Source organism: Alkalinema sp. FACHB-956, from assembly GCF_014697025.1.
Classification (GTDB): domain Bacteria; phylum Cyanobacteriota; class Cyanobacteriia; order Leptolyngbyales; family Leptolyngbyaceae; genus Alkalinema.
The window spans coordinates 428,231-446,728 of sequence record NZ_JACJRC010000001.1 but is presented as its reverse complement, the minus strand read 5'-3'; the positions used below and the strand labels follow the sequence as shown (position 1 = coordinate 446,728).

16 protein-coding genes are annotated in these 18,498 nt (G+C 51.5%); 11 read left to right on the top strand and 5 right to left on the bottom strand.

Annotated features, from left to right (window positions below; translation table 11 throughout):
- Positions 1-63: 63 nt before the first annotated feature.
- Positions 64-1,074, bottom strand: coding sequence for a biotin--[acetyl-CoA-carboxylase] ligase (locus H6G21_RS01805; RefSeq protein ID WP_190569864.1), 1,011 nt, complete (start codon positions 1,072-1,074; stop codon positions 64-66).
- Positions 1,075-1,219: 145 nt separating this feature from the next.
- On the opposite strand from H6G21_RS01805, the gene pgeF reads away from it, so the two are divergent.
- The 6 genes from pgeF to H6G21_RS01775 all read left to right on the top strand — a co-directional run bounded on the left by pgeF (position 1,220) and on the right by H6G21_RS01775 (position 6,355).
- Complete coding sequence (pgeF, locus tag H6G21_RS01800) at positions 1,220-2,014, top strand: peptidoglycan editing factor PgeF (protein WP_190569862.1); 795 nt, start codon at positions 1,220-1,222, stop codon at positions 2,012-2,014.
- 449 nt (positions 2,015-2,463) lie between these two features.
- Positions 2,464-3,402, top strand: a complete 939-nt coding sequence (gene accD, locus H6G21_RS01795) for an acetyl-CoA carboxylase, carboxyltransferase subunit beta (protein ID WP_190569860.1) — start codon at positions 2,464-2,466, stop codon at positions 3,400-3,402.
- A gap of 296 nt (positions 3,403-3,698) precedes the next feature.
- Positions 3,699-4,187: a photosystem II cytochrome c-550 gene (gene psbV, locus H6G21_RS01790; RefSeq protein WP_190569858.1), complete on the top strand. Its 489-nt coding sequence runs from the start codon at positions 3,699-3,701 to the stop codon at positions 4,185-4,187.
- A gap of 282 nt (positions 4,188-4,469) precedes the next feature.
- On the top strand, positions 4,470-4,985 hold the full coding sequence (gene psbV2 / locus H6G21_RS01785) for a photosystem II cytochrome PsbV2 (RefSeq protein WP_190569856.1): 516 nt from the start codon (positions 4,470-4,472) through the stop codon (positions 4,983-4,985).
- A 175-nt stretch (positions 4,986-5,160) separates the two neighbouring features.
- Positions 5,161-5,565 carry a plastocyanin gene (gene petE, locus H6G21_RS01780; protein ID WP_190569853.1) on the top strand — a complete coding sequence of 135 codons (405 nt, stop codon included), beginning with the start codon at positions 5,161-5,163 and terminating at the stop codon, positions 5,563-5,565.
- A 292-nt stretch (positions 5,566-5,857) separates the two neighbouring features.
- Positions 5,858-6,355, top strand: a complete 498-nt coding sequence (locus H6G21_RS01775) for a c-type cytochrome (RefSeq protein ID WP_347277961.1) — start codon at positions 5,858-5,860, stop codon at positions 6,353-6,355.
- Here the strand turns inward: H6G21_RS01775 and H6G21_RS01770 are convergent.
- Positions 6,324-6,977: a DUF1997 domain-containing protein gene (locus H6G21_RS01770; protein ID WP_190569852.1), complete on the bottom strand. Its 654-nt coding sequence runs from the start codon at positions 6,975-6,977 to the stop codon at positions 6,324-6,326. The genes H6G21_RS01775 and H6G21_RS01770 overlap by 32 nt on opposite strands.
- A gap of 363 nt (positions 6,978-7,340) precedes the next feature.
- Between H6G21_RS01770 and H6G21_RS01765 the strand changes: the two genes are divergently transcribed.
- Positions 7,341-8,000 (top strand): NAD(P)H-binding protein, encoded by a 660-nt coding sequence (locus H6G21_RS01765; RefSeq protein ID WP_190569850.1) that lies wholly within the window; start codon positions 7,341-7,343, stop codon positions 7,998-8,000.
- Positions 8,001-8,060: 60 nt separating this feature from the next.
- Here H6G21_RS01765 and H6G21_RS01760 read toward each other — a convergent pair whose 3' ends face one another.
- Both H6G21_RS01760 and H6G21_RS01755 read right to left on the bottom strand, forming a co-directional pair.
- Positions 8,061-8,495 (bottom strand): metal-sensing transcriptional repressor, encoded by a 435-nt coding sequence (locus tag H6G21_RS01760; RefSeq protein ID WP_190569847.1) that lies wholly within the window; start codon positions 8,493-8,495, stop codon positions 8,061-8,063.
- A gap of 377 nt (positions 8,496-8,872) precedes the next feature.
- Positions 8,873-9,484, bottom strand: a complete 612-nt coding sequence (locus tag H6G21_RS01755; RefSeq protein WP_190569845.1) for a hypothetical protein — start codon at positions 9,482-9,484, stop codon at positions 8,873-8,875.
- A gap of 532 nt (positions 9,485-10,016) precedes the next feature.
- Here H6G21_RS01755 and H6G21_RS01750 point away from each other — a divergent pair.
- The 3 genes from H6G21_RS01750 to H6G21_RS01740 all read left to right on the top strand — a co-directional run bounded on the left by H6G21_RS01750 (position 10,017) and on the right by H6G21_RS01740 (position 16,036).
- Positions 10,017-11,297 (top strand): HhoA/HhoB/HtrA family serine endopeptidase, encoded by a 1,281-nt coding sequence (locus tag H6G21_RS01750; RefSeq protein ID WP_242041582.1) that lies wholly within the window; start codon positions 10,017-10,019, stop codon positions 11,295-11,297.
- Positions 11,298-11,641: 344 nt separating this feature from the next.
- Positions 11,642-12,580, top strand: a complete 939-nt coding sequence (gene argF, locus H6G21_RS01745; RefSeq protein ID WP_190569843.1) for an ornithine carbamoyltransferase — start codon at positions 11,642-11,644, stop codon at positions 12,578-12,580.
- An 840-nt stretch (positions 12,581-13,420) separates the two neighbouring features.
- A complete protein-coding gene (locus H6G21_RS01740; RefSeq protein WP_190569841.1) occupies positions 13,421-16,036 on the top strand; it encodes a M1 family metallopeptidase in 2,616 nt (871 codons plus the stop codon).
- Between the two features lie 78 nt (positions 16,037-16,114).
- Here H6G21_RS01740 and H6G21_RS01735 read toward each other — a convergent pair whose 3' ends face one another.
- Entirely contained in the window at positions 16,115-17,281 is a 1,167-nt protein-coding gene (locus tag H6G21_RS01735) for an FAD-binding oxidoreductase (RefSeq protein ID WP_190569839.1), read from the bottom strand.
- A 239-nt stretch (positions 17,282-17,520) separates the two neighbouring features.
- On the opposite strand from H6G21_RS01735, the gene H6G21_RS01730 reads away from it, so the two are divergent.
- The gene (locus tag H6G21_RS01730) at positions 17,521-18,435 is read left to right on the top strand and encodes a peptidoglycan DD-metalloendopeptidase family protein (RefSeq protein ID WP_190570468.1); all 915 of its coding nucleotides are present in this window, start codon (positions 17,521-17,523) and stop codon (positions 18,433-18,435) included.
- Positions 18,436-18,498 lie beyond the last annotated feature (63 nt).

Below are 18,498 nucleotides of genomic sequence, written 5' to 3'. Positions count from 1 at the left end.
GCTCACCGGGGTCAAATGGTTAACTGATTGGGATGAATGATTGGGATGGATGAACGATTGGGATTATTGTTGTCCAGAATAGCCTAACTGCACCATTCCTGGGGGAAGGTATCGGTCTTGGCTAGACTCGGGGGCTGGGCTGGGATTGCCACTGACGGCCTGTTGGATTTCCAGCGGGGACATCTCTGCCTTAGACTGCAAGCGAACGTGAAGGTTCCCTTGAGCCGTAACCCCAACCACAACGCCCCTGTAACTTTCCCAGGTGACAGTTTGCCCAAGGTTGACCAACAGATCTAGATATCTGGGTAACATTGCAGCCACACCATAGGTTCGCCAAGTTGCATAGCCACCTATCACCCCCAAGGTGACGATCGCGGCCAAACTTTCCAAGGATTCTAAACCAGGAACGGGCTGGCTTTGCAAGATCTCCTGCAAACATATTCCTGGGGGTGGGGGTGAGTTACACCAGTTAATCCCAACCCCCACCACCGCCTGATGGATTTTTCCCTGGCGAAGACGAGTTTCGGTCAAAATCCCGCCGAGCTTGCGTCCCTGCAGAACCAGATCATTAAGCCACTTGACTTGTACAGGCACTTGTACAGGTGCTTGTACGGGCATAGGCACTTGTACGGGAAATTCTGTGGGAACTGGCTCAGCAACCTGTAAGGGATCCTGTAAGGGATCCTGCCCAGCAACCTTCTTCGCGTCAGCAGCCAATAAACCCGGAAACTCCCGCAGGGCCGTGGCAATGCCCCAAGCACTACAGAGCGTAAGTTGGGCAGCCTCTTCCACGTCTAAGTCCGGCTGGAGCGCGATCGACAGATACAAACCGCCCGTCTGAGAGTCCCACGATCGTCCCCATTGGCCTTTACCTGCTGTTTGCGTCTCCGCCAGCACGATCGTGCCCTCCGATGCACCCTGGGCCAGCAATTCCCACAGCTTGCGATTCGTTGAATCGAGTTCTGCAAAGTAATGCAGTTTGAGGGATGGCCGCAAAGTTGCAGCAGTCAACCCATGATTGAATTGAAGCAACGTCTGCAAGGCAGCATCAAATTTGGCTAGGTTAAAAGGCACGGACTCACGGGCTCAGGGTAAGGGGCGCAAAGGCTGGCATGGATTGCCTAGGGAAAACCGCTATCAACGCTACCATGTTTGTGTTTATCCCTCTGGGTTGATCTCAGCTTGAGCCCTAGAACTTGGCCTACAGAACTTGAACTCTATGCATACCTGGCATTGGCAAACGTGGAACGACCTGCCCTACCTGACTTGCAGTTTACTGGAACCGTGGCAGCACGGTTGGTTTACCCAGAAATTTGCGCCTAAAACACCGTTTGAACTGACCGCCGAACTCTATCCCCAGGCGATCGCCTATCGTGCCAAGCAAGTCCACGGCGACAAAGTTTTAGCCCCGGCGGAGATGCCCTCCCCCCTGCACGCTGATAATTTGCCCGATGGAGATGGGGTGATTTCCCAGGACGCCCATCAAGCGGTTTGGGTGTGTACCGCCGACTGTACCCCAGTCCTCATTGGCGACGTCCAGACGGGCCAGGTGGCCGCAGTCCATGCAGGTTGGCGCGGAACGGCAAAAAAAATCGTGCCTGGGGCGATCGAACGTTTACTTCAGCACGGTAGTCAGTTAGCTAATCTGCGGGTAGCTATGGGACCCGCGATCGCTGGGGAAGTCTATCAGGTAGATACTGATGTGGCGGTGCAAACGGCAGCAACCATTGCCCCCGAAACCCCTGAAATGGCCTTGGATGAAGCGATCGCCCATCTACAAGCGTTGCCCCATTCCCCCGTGTTACCCGATCCGCAGGTTGGTAAAGTGCGCCTCAATGTGCGCCAAGTCAATGCCCTCCAACTTGAACAACTGGGGCTAGCACCGGAGCAAATCGCCATTTCTCCCCACTGCACCTATCAGGATCCTGATAACTTCTTTTCCCACCGTCGAGCCCCCTTGAGGAAGGCGCAATGGGCTGGGATTGTCAGCCGTGGCCTGTCAGTCGTGGACTAGAGTCTGAACCCAAAAATAAATTCGGGCACAGATAATCCGTGCCCTGCCCACACCGGAACGGTGCTCTGTCTGTCAGTTTAGTGCGATCGCCTTAAAACTTCACGATACCTGTGACGCCTTGTTAGTAGTTGCTGACATTCGATTGCTCTGACCAATTCCGGCACACGGAGCAGAGCAGGGGGCTGTCTATGATACAGTGACCCCTACGGGTATCCCTTCACCAGTCATTTTTGACCGTCAACCCTTTTGGTTGTGACCCTTGGTTACAATTTTGGGTTGTGCCTAGTTCAGCTATACCCAGTTCGGTTATGCCCAGCAGTTATGACCCGTGAATGCTTCAGCCAGTACCCGGTTATGCCTTGACGGCAATGCCTTCATCGTCGTATGGGGCTGTGCTACTTTCATCGCTTCGTTTGTTTATCCAGTTTCTACCCAGTCGGTGAATTTCCATGTCGTTGTTTGATTGGTTTGCGAATCGGCGCAAAGAAAATCCTTCCTCAGAGCCGCAGCAGGAACGAGAGATTGCAGATGGCCTGTGGACAAAGTGCGAGTCGTGTGGGGCGTTGATGTATACCAAGGATTTGCGAACCAACCAGATGGTTTGCTTGGAATGCAACCACCACATGCGGGTTTATAGCGATGAGCGCATTCGTCAGCTAATTGATGCCGATACTTGGACCGCCCTGGATGAATCCGTTCGGTCTATAGATCCGCTGGGATTCCGCGATCGTAAACCTTATACCGATCGCCTGCGGGAAATGCAGGAAAAAACCAAGCTGGTGGATGCGGTGCAGACTGGGGTAGGCCAGTTAGAAGGCACAACCGTTGCCCTCGGGGTCATGGACTTCCGCTTTATGGGCGGTAGCATGGGATCCGTCGTGGGCGAAAAATTGACCCGCTTAATCGAACGGGGCACACAACAACGCCTGCCGGTGATTATTGTCTGCGCCTCCGGGGGAGCCAGAATGCAGGAAGGCATGTTGAGCCTTATGCAAATGGCGAAGATTTCCGGTGCCCTCGATCGTCATCGTGATCAGCGCTTGCTCTACATTCCTGTGCTGACCCATCCCACCGCAGGCGGGGTCACAGCCAGCTTTGCCATGCTCGGTGATGTCATCATTGCGGAACCCAAGGCCACGATCGCCTTTGCGGGACGACGGGTGGTTGAACAAACCCTGCGGGAAAAACTGCCCGATGACTTCCAAACGGCGGAATACCTCTTGGAGCACGGATTTGTGGATCTGATTGTGCCGCGCACCCAACTGAAAAAGACGTTAGCTCAGTTAATCGATCTCCATCAGCCAACCCCCGCTTCCACGGATTTGGTGCGCCATCATCTCGCGAGTGACCTGCCCGATGTGAAGCCGCTAAGCCACATTGAAGGGTAATTGCAGAGCCGTTTTGGAATGCATTTCTCAGTGAAGTCGTGAGTGAGCTGCTCGTAGTGAGATGCTTGTGTCGAAACGCAGCTCACTACGCAGCTCATTTTAGGGAAGGTTCTGCCGAAATTTGGGCAACAGTTTTTCGGGGGATCCATCTGAAAAATCGACAATTCTAGCTTTTTGTTGCAGTTTGTAAAGGTAACTCTAAGATTGCCATTAGTGATTGTCCAATCCCGTGATATTGGTATTAAAAGACATTGTTGTGTTGTGAATCTGATCCGAGCCACTTCTGAAGGAGAACCATGCTTAAGAGATTCTTTTGGCTGGCCGTAACCGCCGTATTCTTTACTTTTCAATTCATCCAAGGGGCACAGGCAGCCGAGTTGGACACAAAGATTCGGACAGTCCCCCTCAACTCTTCTGGGGATACTGTTACTCTAAGCCTCAAGCAGGTTTCCGAAGGGAAGCGGCTGTTCCAATACGCCTGTGCTCAATGCCATGTGGGTGGAATTACTAAAACCGATCCCAACGTAGGTTTAGATCCTGAAGCGCTGTCATTGGCAACCCCCAATCGGAACAGTATTGAAGCCCTGGTTGACTATATGAAGGATCCCACCTCCTATGATGGGACAGAGTCGATCGCGGAAGTTCACCCCAGCTTGAAGAGCGCTGATATTTTCCCTGAAATGCGCAACTTGACCGATGATGATCTGTTTGAAATTGCAGGTCATATCCTATTGCAGCCCAAGGTTGTTGGCGATCGTTGGGGCGGCGGTAAGATCTACTTCTAGGAATTTAGTAATCGATTCAGGCATTCTTCAACTTAGCCACAATAGTGCTTTCGCCAGTGCTTTCGCCTAGCCAGTTAAGTTGGAAGCTGTTGTTTCATCATTAAATAATTTGGGAGGAAAGTCGATTTTTGCAGATGCAGAGGTCGGCTTTTCTTTCAATTTGAGCCTCGATCGTTCACGGGTTCAGATCCGTTCCAAACCCATTCCAGATCGGTTCCATTACGCAGTGTTCGTTTTCCCCACACCTCTCCGGGCTGTTTCCACAGTTCGATACCAAAAACGATGTTGACAACATTCACGAATCGCTTACGACGCGCTTGTTTGCTAGGACTATTACTGGCATTGGTGTTTCCAGCAATAGTCCTGTTTGCGGCTCCGGCCCAAGCCGCTTTGGATCCCTACGTGACGCAATATCTTAAGGTTTTACCCAGTGAGGCTGCTAGTTTACCGATCGATCGCACTGGAGCCACCCGAGAAGTTGGCTACCAAGAGTTATTGCAGGGCAAAACCCTCTTTTCCCAAACTTGCCAAAGTTGTCATGTTGGCGGCTCTACTCTAGCCAATCCAACCGTGTCTCTCGCCCTACCCGCCCTGCAAGCAGCCACCCCACCCCGTGATACCCTCAATGCCTTAGTCACCTACATGCGCCACCCCCTGGCCTACGATGGCAGTGATGACAACTTATACTGCCGGGAAGTTAGCGAAAGTTGGCTCTCTCCAGCAGAGGTGGAAAGCATTGCCGCATTTATCCTCCGCGCCGCCGAAGTTGCACCCGGTTGGGGTCGATCGCCCATGTAGTGGTGTCGATCGTCTCTGTGAATTCTTTTAATAAGGTCGATCGGCTATGTAGCGCAGTGAATTGTAGTGTGGATTGTAAGCGTGAGCTCGAAAAAATCCTACGACGACCTGTCCTACGACAACCCGTCTAAGATATGATCTCCTATGGAACGGTTTTAGTATCCGAGGGATCGATATGAAAGCTTTTGCTAAGGTTAGTCGGCAGCTGGTTGTTGCAGCAGTTGCAGTAATTTTAGTTGTTGGCAGCTTCTTCTTCAGTGCTGCTTCTGCTGAAGCCGCTAACGTGACGGTGAAGATGGGGACAACCAAAGGTCTGGTATTTGAACCTGCTGTTGCTAACATCAAACCCGGTGACACGGTAACTTGGGAAGTTGGGCAATTGCCTCCCCATAATGTGCAATTTGATAAAGTTCCCGGTGGAGACAGCGCGCTCGCTGCTTCTCTGTCCCATAAGTCTTTGGAAGGTGCAGGGAAAACTTTTTCCGTGACTTTCCCTGCTGATGCTCCTGCGGGTGAATACAGCTACTTCTGTATGCCTCACCGGGGTGCAGGAATGGTTGGTAGAATCGTTGTCAACTAGTTCTCTCCAGGGTTCTAGGGAATACTTGCTTGTCCGGATATCCTAGGTGAGACTGAGTGGTAGAACTGAGTCAATCCCCAATCCAATAATCTATAGCAAGAATTTAACCACGCAGAATTCACTCCAGAAAAGAGATGCTACTCAGTAGCATCTCTTTTTGCATGCTGAGATTAAGGCTTTCATACTGGGATTAAGTCAGTGGGTCCAGGTAGAGTTCTTCAATAGAGTTCTAGGCAGAAGACACGAGTTGGTATAGTGGTTTTGTGGATTTTTGGGTTGTGGGAGAAAGGCTGTGAGACTGTTGAAAAGACTGATCACGATCGTGTTTGCCCTGGGGTGTTTCAGTCTGATGGGGCCACTGCCCTCTTCCGCCGCGCTGATGTCTCCTGCTCCAGTCCCCAAGCCATCCGTCAGCCCCAGCCCCTCTGCCCCAGTACCCTCCCTAGGACAAAAAATTTTTAGTGCAAATTGCTCGGCCTGTCACATTGGTGGCAATAACGTGATCTTGGCCGAAAAAAATCTCCACCTCGAGACTTTGCAAAAGTACGAAATGGATTCGATCGTGGCCATTAAAAACCAGGTTATCCACGGCAAAAATGCCATGCCCGCCTTTTCCGATAATTTGACCCTAGAGGAAATTGAAGCCGTTGCGCGCTATGTCCTTAGTCAAGCAGCCCAGGATTGGAAAGATAGCTCGATCGACCTGCAATCCCTGCAAATGGCTAGCCCACGGGAAAAAGACAAGGAAAAGCCGAATGCTATTGGAAAAACCAGCGTCGTTGGGTCTTAGGAATAGTCAGATTGTAGGTGCTATGAAAATCCGTCTGAACTTTGTGGGTCAGTCGGCGCGACACTTGGCGAATGATTTGATCGAGTAAGCGTTCCCCCGTAGCCTGAATCAGCGATTTGGGGAGAGCTTGGATAAACTTGGGGAATTGAATCTGCACCGTCAGATCCAAATGCCACTGCACACGGGTTATTTTTGCCCCGTTATCTAGTCCATCCTCTTCAGTGGGCTCATGTTCCACCAATTCCATTGAGGCTCTAAAGTCTACATCGTAACCAGGAGCCACAAAACCAGGCACAGGAATGGTCTCAATCCGATAAACACTTTCTTGTTGCGGTAACAGGTCAAGACCGATTTTAGGTTCGATTTCGTACCCTAGAGCGCCATAATTCCCGATCGTTAAGATATAGCCCGTGTTGCCGATCGGATCTGCCTTCATCGGTTGGGCACAGCGACGAAACCACTCGGAATGATTATCCAAATAGCGAGCGACCATGGCTGCATCGGCATACATCTCCATGCAGTCCACAAAAATCGTGTGAAACTTAGTGGTGGGCTCAATGGTTGGCTCGGCCACGATATCGACAAAAGAATCAAAGGTGCGATCGTTGGGCTGGGCTTGCATAATCAGTTCCGCTCAGGACAAACCGTCGGGGCAGCAACAAGATTCTCCTAGATGGGATCAAAGCAGTGACTGAGGGGTCAACTGCGATCGGCTAAGAATTGATTCCTAGGGAATCCCTCGTCATATCTAGGACTGCATGAGACTAGTTATGCAGCTTACAAGCAACATAACCAGTAGACCTCAACCATCCTAACGGCTGCCTTACCGGATACGCTACCAGCATAGCTTGGTGAATTCCGCAACGAAGTTGGAGAAATCACCGAAAAACAACCTCAAGAATTCCTGCGGTATCTTGGAAATCGGTGAGATTGCCATACTAAATCAAGATCGCCATATTAGCAGACAAAGGATTAGAGAACAGGTATGAAGGCATTTGTCGCAGGAGCTACGGGAGAAACAGGCCGACGCATTGTGCAACAACTGGTCGATCGCGGCATTGCTGTTCGGGTCTTGGTACGGGATGCCAACAAGGCAAAAGACCTGCTCCCCGCCTCTGTGGAGGTGGTGACGGGTGATGTGCTGCAAGGCAATACTTTGGCTGCCGCGATCGGGGATGCGACTGTCGTCTTTTGTGCCACGGGTGCAAGACCAAGCTTGGATCCAACACAGCCCTATTTGGTAGATTTTGAAGGGACTAAAAATTTGATTAATGCGGCCAAAACCCAGGGGGTGGAGCAGTTTGTCCTAGTGACCTCCCTTTGTGTTTCGAAGCTGTTGCATCCGCTGAATTTATTCTGGGCAATTCTCGTCTGGAAAAAATGGGCTGAAGAATACCTCCAGCGCAGTGGCTTGACCTATACGATCGTGCGTCCCGGCGGGCTGAAAAATGACGACAACAGTGATGCGATTGTGATGTCCAACGCCGATACCTTGTTTGAGGGCAGCATTCCTCGCACTAAGGTCGCGCAGGTGTGTGTAGAAGCCGCTCTGGCCACAGAAGCGAAGAATAAAGTGGTTGAAATTGTGGCTAAACCCGATGCCCCCCACAAGTCCTTCGGTGAGCTGTTTAGCGCGATCGGGTAATCCCCCAGGTAATCCCCCCCAGGTAATCCCCCAGATGATCAGCCTGTTTTAGGTTGGTCTTTAAATTAAGAAGCGATCGAGGGCTGCTTTGAGTTCATCGATCTCTGCTTCAATATCGCCTTCCTTAGCGGCACGGGCAATGCACTCGGTCAAATGCTCATCCAAGATGATTCGACCGACTCGATCGAGTGCACCCCGTACCGCAGCAATTTGCACCAAAACATCGGGACAAGAGCGATTTTCCTGCAACATCGTCTTGATGCCACGAATATGGCCTTCAATCCGCGACAAACGGTTGACTAACCGTCGGGTTGATTCTTCGCTATGAATGTGGCCGTGGGAATGATGACTGTGGGAATGACTGCCGTGGGAATGACTGCCGTGGGAATGACTGCTGTGGGAATGGCTCGAGTCATGGGAGTGCCCTGAATTCGGAGGATGGGAATGGGAAGACAGGAATGACTCGTGAGAAGAAGAACGGTCAGTTTGGGTCATCGATCCTTAGAACCTGGCTGATTTCTCCTTTTAGTGTAGTGCGATCGTCTGAGGGGAGGCTGTTCATTCGAATGGGGCCGCGATCGCAACTCTCTGCTATACAGTCTGCTATACAGTGCCACTAGATCTGGAACAGGTTCACGAAAAAAACTCTGGAATCGTCAAACCTTTCACGATCGCAGAGGTGTTTAATGCAGTGTTTTCTCAGGATTTACGAAGCTATTGACTAGCTTCGTAAGGGCCCATTCTAACTTGAGGTTCTATCCCACCCGATCCCTCAGTGGTGCACTTTATCTGGTGCACTTTATCTTCAGTGGTTGGTGCACTTTGCTCAGGAGATGGCAGCTTAGGAGATGGGATCTAATAAAAGATGGGATCTAAAGAGACGGCGGCTTGGGTGCATTGCTTTGCTTGTCCTGCCAGTAGAGGTAGCCATTCCAACCTGCTGCGGCAATAAACAGCAGCAACGATAGCCAGTAACCGATCTCATAGGTTGTGCCAATCATATTCTCCAAACCGAGGCTGGCACCGTTGCCATTGCCTGACTTTTTCAGTTCTTCCGCCAGCCCGCCGTCAATTCCTAGTTTGAGGAACAACAATACGATCGCACCCAGTCCCCCGATCGCAGCCTGGATCAGCATCTGCTGCTGAACTGCAACGAACCCCAAGGCTACGCCTGCACAGGCCACCGCAAAGGCTACGCCCGCTAGGGCATTTCCTGGGACTTTGTTTTCTGGTTCCTTGGAGTTTTGTTTTGAACTACCCGAATTCGGTAAAGAATTTGCCGAGGTATCAGGAGAGCCTAAAGCATTCAAATTGGGGCTAGCTATTTTCTTTCCGGTCGCCACTTCAAACCCTGTCATCTTCACCAAAGGTATTTCCTGCCCTGGGCCTTTACAGGAAATCGTGACGAATGGCATAAAAAAGCAGATTAATATCAAGGCAAAGAGCGCCGGAGAGACTTTAGGCAGGAAGTTTTTGAGAGCCATAACGCTTGTTTATCCTTGCAAATGCTGAATTGAATGACGGTGGAAGAATCAATCAGAACCCTGCCATTGCCCCTAAGTTCGACTGCCCAGTCATCCTTGCCCGATGGTTTGGAATGAACTAGTCCCGGCAAATCTCGTGATCAATTTTCAGGCTTTTGATTAATTTGCCTCGATAATACTTGCTTCGAACACACTTGCTGCAAACACACTTACTGCAAACACACTTACTGCAAACACAGCAGCCCGAGCAAGTTACTTCACCCAGAACTTCGCTCAACCCATCCATGGGGATGACGGTTCTGAACAATCGTACTAACCACAACATCGTACTAACCACAACGCTGACCACAACGCTGACCATCACCAGCCTGAAATAATTCCCAGCCTGAAATAATTACTAGACGGCAAGTGAGGTTTCCGAACTACCCGATCCCCCCTGAACCTGCCAGAATGGGCGTAGGGTATTCGTCGATCGATCTATTAGGTCGATCGATTGTGTCGATCGAGTTTTCATCGATCTATGTGTCGATAAATGTCTAAGATGCCTATGCAAGCCTTGAAGTCCCATCGGTTGAAATCCCATCGGTTATTGCGTACTGTGCGATCGCTCCTGTTAGCAGGGCTCGTCTTTTTCTCCTCGATCGTGGGTTGGACAATCCCCGTTCAGGCAGATCCAGACTCGCCCTTAGCCCAATCTCAGAAGACGGCTGAATCCACGGTAGTCAGCCAGCCTGCAAAAAGTTTGACCAATCCCAAGCCGGAACCTACTCTGCGGGAACCCAAACCGATTGAACGAGGCAGCTTTGTGGCGGCAGCCGTGCGGCGGGTGGGGGATTCCGTAGTTCGCATTGACACCGAAAAGACCATCACCCGACGGGCTATTCCGGATCCCATGTTCGAGGATCCATTTTTCCGTCGCTTTTTTGGAGATGAACTTTTAGCACCACGGGAAGAATTATTGCGCGGTCAAGGTTCGGGTTTCGTGATTGATAAATCTGGTGTGATCTTGACCAACTCCCACGTTGTGAATGGAGCAGACAAGGTAACCGTCACCCTGAAGGATGGTCGTAAGTTTGAAGGGCGGGTCAAGGGAGTGGATCCCGTTACCGATTTAGCGGTGGTCAAGGTTGAAGGGAGTAACTTACCCACTGCCCCCTTGGGAGACTCCAGTGATGTACAAGTGGGGGATTGGGCGATCGCGGTGGGCAATCCTCTGGGCTTAGATAATACAGTGACCCTGGGGATCGTCAGCACCCTCAAGCGATCGAGCGCTCAAGTGGGAATGGTCGATAAGCGGTTGGAGTTTATCCAAACCGATGCCGCGATTAACCCAGGCAATTCTGGGGGGCCTTTGGTCAACGATCGGGGGGAAGTGATTGGCATTAACACCGCCATTCGGGCCGATGCCATGGGCATTGGTTTTGCGATCCCCATCAATAAAGCAAAGGATCTCAAGGATCAATTGGCGCGAGGGGAGAAAATTCGCCATCCCTACCTGGGTGTTCAAATGACGACGTTGACGCCAGAACTGGCACGGCAGAATAACGATGATCCCAATGCGGTGTTCCTGGTGCCGGAAGTCAATGGCGTGATCGTTGTCAAGGTGATGCCCGGTACCCCTGCGGCCAAAGCTGGCATTCGGCGGGGGGATGTCATTACTGCGATCGATGGGCAGCCCGTGCGATCGGCGGAAAACCTGCAAGAAGTGGTGGAGAACAGCCGTCTGGGGCAGTCGCTCAAAATTGAAATTCAACGCGGTAACCAAGCCCAACAATTAACCGTGAAAACGGGTGAATTACAAGAAAACGCTTAGCCGATCGGCCATCTCATCCAGCTTTGTTCAGCTAGCGCAAGATGTCTGCTTTCTGCTTAAGATAAATAAATGCCCTTACCGCTATGGCTGGGGCATTTTTGTTTTTTAGGTCTAGCACGTTGCCCCAGAGTGAATGGCTCTAAAAGTGGAGGGCTTTAAGAGTGAATAGCTTTAAGTGAATGACTTTAAGAGTGCAGAACTCTGAGGGAGACTGGATCCTGTTGATTGCCGATTAGCTAGTTAGCTAGCTAATTGCCTGTTAGTTGGCTTGTTAAAAGTGGGATTGTTAATTGATCAGTCTTGCTGTCAATTTCTAGTGTGAATGCAGTCTACCGAGGTGGGGCATGGGTGGCTTAAGTGGTTTAAAAGGTCGCGATATTTTGAGTCTGGCGGATCTGACTCCTGAGGAAATCCAAGATGTGGTCAATCTTGCGATCGCGTTGAAAACGGGAACCGTCAATCCGCGCTTTACAGGAAAAATCCCGACGTTAGGACTCCTGTTTTATAAGGCTTCTACCCGTACGCGCGTCAGCTTTTCTACAGCGATGTTTCAACTGGGGGGACAGGTCTTAGATCTCAATGTCAATGTGACGCAAATTGGCCGAGGTGAGCCTTTAGAAGATACAGCACGGGTGCTCGATCGCTACCTTGATGCGATCGCCATTCGTACCTTTGCCCAGGCCGATCTAGAAATTTTTGCTCAGTACGCCAACATTCCCATCATCAACGCCCTGACGGATTTGGAACATCCCTGTCAGATTTTGGCGGATCTGCAAACGATTCAAGAAACCTTTGGCGCTTTGTCTGGTCTGACCTTAACTTACTTGGGTGATGGGAATAATGTAGCCCATTCCCTGTTAATCGGTTGTGCAGCGGTTGGCATGAATATTCGCATTGCCACACCAGCGGATTATCAACCCGCCCCCGCCATTGTCCAGCAGGCCCAAACCTTAGCAGCGGGCAGATCGGAGGTGCTTTTGACCCAAGATCCGATCGCCGCCGTTACCGGAGCCCATGTCCTCTACACCGATGTCTGGGCCAGCATGGGGCAGGAAGACGAAGCGGATGCCCGCATTCCGATTTTCCAACCGTTCCAAATCAATGAAGTCTTGTTGAAGCAGGCGGATTCCAGCGCGATCGTTCTGCACTGCTTGCCTGCGCACCGAGGGGAAGAAATTACCCACGAAGTGATGGAAGGCCCACAATCTCGGGTATGGGATCAAGCTGAAAATCGGATGCACGCTCAAAAAGCATTACTCGCTAGCTTATTTGGCTTGGTCTAGGAAAATGGGGTGGGGTCTAGGGAACTCTGATCTAGAAGCTGGCTGTCGCGAAGTCATGATTCTTCCCAGGCAGGTTTCAGATTTCGGGTGCTCTAACACGTTCTCAGTGCTCTCACTTGTGTGGGTAAAAGCATCAATTTAATTCAGCCTAGGGCCTGAATTTGCCGCTCACCATCTAAAACTTACCGCCTAAAACTGACTGCCTAAACCACACTGGTGAGTTTTAGGCAGCGCGCGATCAGTCTAGGTCAGTCCAGGATGGTTGCTGATTTTGCTGCGGTGAATGCTTTTATTGCGGTAAATGCTCTGGACTCGGAAAACGTTTCGAGTTGATTGACTCCAGTGGAGTTACATCCCTGTTGAAGCCCTACCCTGAGTTTGAATCTACAACCTGAGTTTGAATCTACAACCTGTTTAAATCTAGCCCCTGAGTAAGGTCGATCGCAGATCAAATGCACCTTGGGCCAATGAAGTTTGACAGCTTGTCTAAGATCCGATTGTGAAACAGTCTACCGAATGCAGAGCCAGTGAAATTGCTATCACGCAATTCATTGCACGCAGTTTAGATGCGTTGGATGGCGCTTGGGGAACTGTTGGAGAGGGGAACTGGGTGGATCCCATTCAGCTTAGCCCCACTCACCAACTTCATTCTTTGGTTCGTTGAATGAGATGGTTCCAATCCGTTATCAGTTTGTCTATCTCTTTTGTTGGGTTTCAGTAGTTAGAGACCTCAGTCTAGAGACCTATGCGGCTAGATGCCACCTATACAGCTAGATACCACCTATACGGCTAGATACCGATGTTGAAACGTTCTCTGAATTCATCTAATTGATTTTATTTATGATGCACCTTGGTTTGGATACTCAGAATCACCGTCGTTTTGAACTTCCAGGGGCACGCCCCCAATATACGCCCGATCGACCCGGGCAAGTTCACCACATCTTTCTTGACTTGGTCTTGGATCTAGCGCAGCATACCTGCCAAGGACGCTGCCAAATCAAGCTGGTTCCCATCCGCAGTGGCCTTGAACAACTGACCTTGGATGCTGTTGATCTCCAAATTCAAGACGTTCGGGTGGGTGGGGAGACACAGATCTTTGATTATGACGGTCAGCAAATTCAGGTTCATCTCAGCCAGCCAACCCAGCAAGGGCAAGCGATCGACCTTGAGATCCACTATGGGTTACAAAATCCCCAGCGGGGGCTGTATTTCGTTGCGCCCAATGAACACTATCCCCACAAACCTGTTCAGGCTTGGACCCAGGGCGAAGATGAGGATTCCCGCTATTGGTTTCCCTGTTTTGATTACCCAGGACAACTGGCCAGTTCAGAAATTCGAGTTGAGGTAGCCAAACCCTACCAGGTCGTTTCCAATGGGGAATTAATTAACACCGAATCCAAGGAAACCACCCAGATTTTCCACTGGCTACAACAGGAAGTCCATCCCACCTACCTGATGACGATCGCGGTGGGGGATTTTGCCGAACTGCAAGACGAATGGCAGGGAAAACCCGTCACCTATTATGTCGAAAAGGGTCAGGAAGCCGCCGCACGCTTGACCATGGGCAAAACACCCGCAATGCTAGATTTTTTTAGCCAAACCTATGGTTATCCCTATCCCTACAGCAAATACGCCCAGGTTTGCGTGGATGACTATATTTTTGGCGGCATGGAAAACACCTCCATGACCCTACTGACCGATCGCTGTTTGTTGGACGAACGGGCCGCGATCGATAGTTTCTACAGTGAAACGTTAGTCGCCCATGAACTGGCGCACCAATGGTTTGGCGATCTGGCGGTGATCAAACATTGGTCCCATGCCTGGATCAAAGAAGGCATGGCATCCTACGCAGAAGTGCTGTGGCTCAGTCATGCCTACGGGGAAGAGGTTGGTCGCTACTATCTACTGGGTCAGGCGGAAGAGTATCTGGATGAGGATGCTTCCCGCTATCGGCGACCCTTGGTGACCCATGTCTATCGGGAGGCGATCGAACTTTACGATCGCCACATCTACGAAAAAGGCTCCTGCGTCTACCACATGATTCGGGCAGAGCTGGGCGACGAGCTATTTTTCAAGACGATCGCGACGTTCCTACAAGACCATGCCCACCGCACTGTGGAAACGGTGGATCTGCTGCGGGCGATCGAAAAGGCCACCGGACGCAATCTCCTTTTCCTGTTTGACCAGTATGTCTATCGCGGTGGCCATCCCGATTACAAAGTGACCTATAGCTGGGACAGTGAAAGCAACCTGGCTAAATTCACCGTAATCCAAACCCAGGTCAGCGATGGGGAAACCGATGGCTTATTTGATCTGAAAATTCCGATCGGCTTTGGCTGGCAGGATGGCACTGTCCAAACACTTAAATCCCAAACATTTAAGTTCCAAACATTCACCGTACGGATTCAAGAACGGGAACAAAGTTTCTATTTTCCCCTAGCGAAAAAGCCGGATTTTGTCCGATTCGATGTCGGCAATCATGTTCTCAAAACCGTTCAACTCGACTATCCACTGCCAGAACTGAAGGCCCAACTCCAGCAGGACCCCGATCCGATCGCTCGCATTTACGCGGCTCGATCGCTGGGCAAAAAGGGAGGCTTAGAAGCAGTCAAAGCCCTGGCCACGGCTCTGACCGAGGATTCCTTCTGGGGGGTTCGCGTCGAGGTTGCTCGGAGCCTAGGCAAAATCACGCTCGATCAGGTCGTTGATGCCTTAGTCCCTGGACTCCAAGATCCCCAAGCACAAGTGCGGAAGGCAGTGATCGAAACCCTGGCTCAGCTGAAAATTCCGACTATCTATCCCATTCTGAAATCCTGTGTAGTGGCTGGGGATGCTAGCTATCCCACAGAAGCAGCGGCGATCGCGAGTTTAGGCACGATCGCGGCCTCGGGCTTAGCTGATGCACCCCCCGAAGCGGAAGTTTTGGAACTCCTACGATCGGTTTTGACCACTCGCCAGGGCTGGAATGATGTGGTGCGCATTGGAGCGGTACAAGCCCTCAGTCGCATGAAACAGTCCGCTGCGGCCCTGGACTTACTCCTGGAATACACAGCCTTAGGGATCTCCCAAGCCCTACGCTTGGCAGCAATTCGGGCCCTGGGTGCAATTTCCAGCGGCCAAACGAACGCGAATATCGATCGCATCCTCGATCGATTACAGGAGGTGATGCGCGAACCGTTTTTCCTGACCCGAGTTGCAGTGATTGTTGCCCTAGAGCAAATGCAAACCCCCCGGGCGATCGGCATTCTTCAAGGACTGTTGCAGCAAACGGCAGATGGGCGGCTACGGCGGATGGCAGAAGAAGCGATCCAAGCAGTGCAGGAACGGATTGGCACCGATCCCTCGGTCAAACAACTGCGCGAAGATCTAGACCAGATCCGGCGGGAAAATCAAGATCTTAAAAGCCGCCTTGCTGCCCTAGAAGCGAAAACGGCACCCGCCAATATTCCGCAATAGAAGGCTTCGAGCTATTCGAGCTATTCGTCTCGGCTAACTATTGGTCTCATAACTATTGGTCTCAGCTAACTCTTAGTCTCAGTTAAATCGCTGGGGTGACAGACCGGCGAGAAGAGGATCGGGTTGACCGACGAAAGCTAGGGCAAAGCGCCGAGCCAAGGGGGGAACTAAAACGAGCGGATTACTAAAGCCAGAGAATAAATGGATGCTGGAATTCTCCACGATCGGGCCAACTAACGGTAAATGATCCCGACTGAAGGCGACAGTGCAGGCGTTCCAGGTTCCCGGTAGATCGGCGATCGCTGGCAGCATCGTGCGCAAGCCATTTCGAATGATTTGTTCGCTGCCCACGGGATCTAAAGGAGCGTCGATCGTGGTGATGGTTCGGCTGATTTGACCGATGCGCAGGGTGCCATCGGCGAATTGCACTGCCCCTGCATCCAAAATCGGTGGGGACAGTTGATGGCCATCTTCGTCCCAGCAGGGATCTAGCTCAGCGGTGCTGGCCTGGGCTTCTAGGCTAAATCGTTTGATCTCCGGAGCCATGACGATCGTGCGGAGTTGCAAGCCACTGGGCGGAATTTCGATCGACTCTGCATAGCTGAAATATTGTTTGAGGGCAATTCCCGACTGGCGCAACAGTTGCCGACTGAGAGATCCAGCACACACGATGACCTTAGCCGCCCGCAAGGTTTCCCCCGCCGCTACCACGGCCACCCCTTCACCATCGGCCTCTATGCGATCGACTTGGGCAATTTTATAGGTTCCGCCCCGCCGCACCATGGCCGATCGATAGGCTTGGCTGGCTTTGACAGGATGAACCTGGGCATGGGGCAGAGCCAAGGCGGCAACCATGGAGTCCAAGGCAAGCAAGGGTTCCCGTTCCTGGGCGTCTTGAGGGGTCAAAACTGTTGGCTGAATGGCAAACCCAGCGTAACTGGCCAGCAATGGGGAAAGGTTTTGCTCCGGCGCGATCGGCATCAGCAATTCCAGCTCCCGGAATTCCGTCGGGGCTTCCAATTCCTCCGGCAGTTGACGATGAATCGCAATTCCCTCAGCACAAAGCGTTTGAGTGAGTGTTGTCTCCCCAGCCCAGTAGGCAATGCCGCCATAGCTCTGTTGGGTTGCGCCCCGCAAATTTGGATATTGCTCGATTAGAAGGACTTGGATGCCTTGGTTGGCTAACTCATAGCCCAAAGCCGCCCCCGTAATCCCTCCACCAATCACGATCGCATCGTAGGACATGGATTCCGCATGACAAAAAGACCTTCCCCATCATGCCATTAACCCCTTACGCGACGATCCCGAAGCTCAGATTTCACGGGCGAAAAAGATAGATGAACTGGATCAGGGAGCATTTGTGCCCCCTTGATCTCCCCCTTCATCGTTGGATGTTTATAGTTGGGGATGTTTATAGTTGGATGGATTCGTTTTCCTCACAGGAGTCCCTGCCCATGAAGTTTGTGCCCATGAAGTTTGTGCCCATGAAGTTTGTGCCCATGAAGTTTGTAGTCCCCTATTTGCCAGGGCAACGGCGGTTCCGGCAACTCTGGCGGCTGATGGTGCCCTTGCTTGCTTTAGTTGGAACTCTGGCCGCGATCGTGATTGCACAGCCATCCATTGCTTTCCAAGCCTCAGTGACCCCCAATAATCCCATTCTGGGAGATACCCTCTCGGTGGTGGTTCCGGGAGCAGCGGAGAGCACGATCGTTCGCATGAATGGCCAAACCTATTCTGCCTTTGACCTGGGAAACGGGCAGATGCGAGCACTACTACCAACGACGCCTCTCGATAAACCAGGCCCTTTGAAAATTCAGGTGGAATCCGGAGCAGACAGCCAAACCCTGACGGTTAATCTGAAAAATCGATCGTTCCCCACCCAAAGCATTTGGCTACCCCCAGGTCAGGATGGCAATGTGAGCGATTGGGAATACGATCGGGTTGATGCCTTTAAGAAAATTGTTTCTCCTCAGAAATTATGGAATGGTAAATTTCTGCGCCCCAATAATGGGCCGGTGACCACTGGCTATGGCGTGCGCCGCTACTACAATGGTGTGTTTGCCAATGACTATTACCACCGGGGCGTAGACTATGCCGGGAATTCAGGATCGGCGGTTATTGCCCCGGCGGATGGCAAAGTGGCCTTGATTGGCTACGAAAAGGATGGCTTTAAAGTCCACGGCAACGTAATTGGCCTCGACCATGGTCAAGGCGTGACCAGCATTTACCTGCACCTCAGCCGGATTAAGGTGAAAGAAGGGGATTTCGTTAAAGCCGGTCAGACGATCGGGACGTTAGGCAGTACGGGTGCTTCTACAGGCCCACACCTTCACTGGGGCTTGTATGTTCACGGTCAATCGATCGACCCGGTGCCCTGGCGGGAAACTGGGTTTAACTAGGGTTTAACTAGGTTGTAGCTAGGGCTTCACTAAAGTCGCAAAGCAAAAAGATCGCAAAGCAAA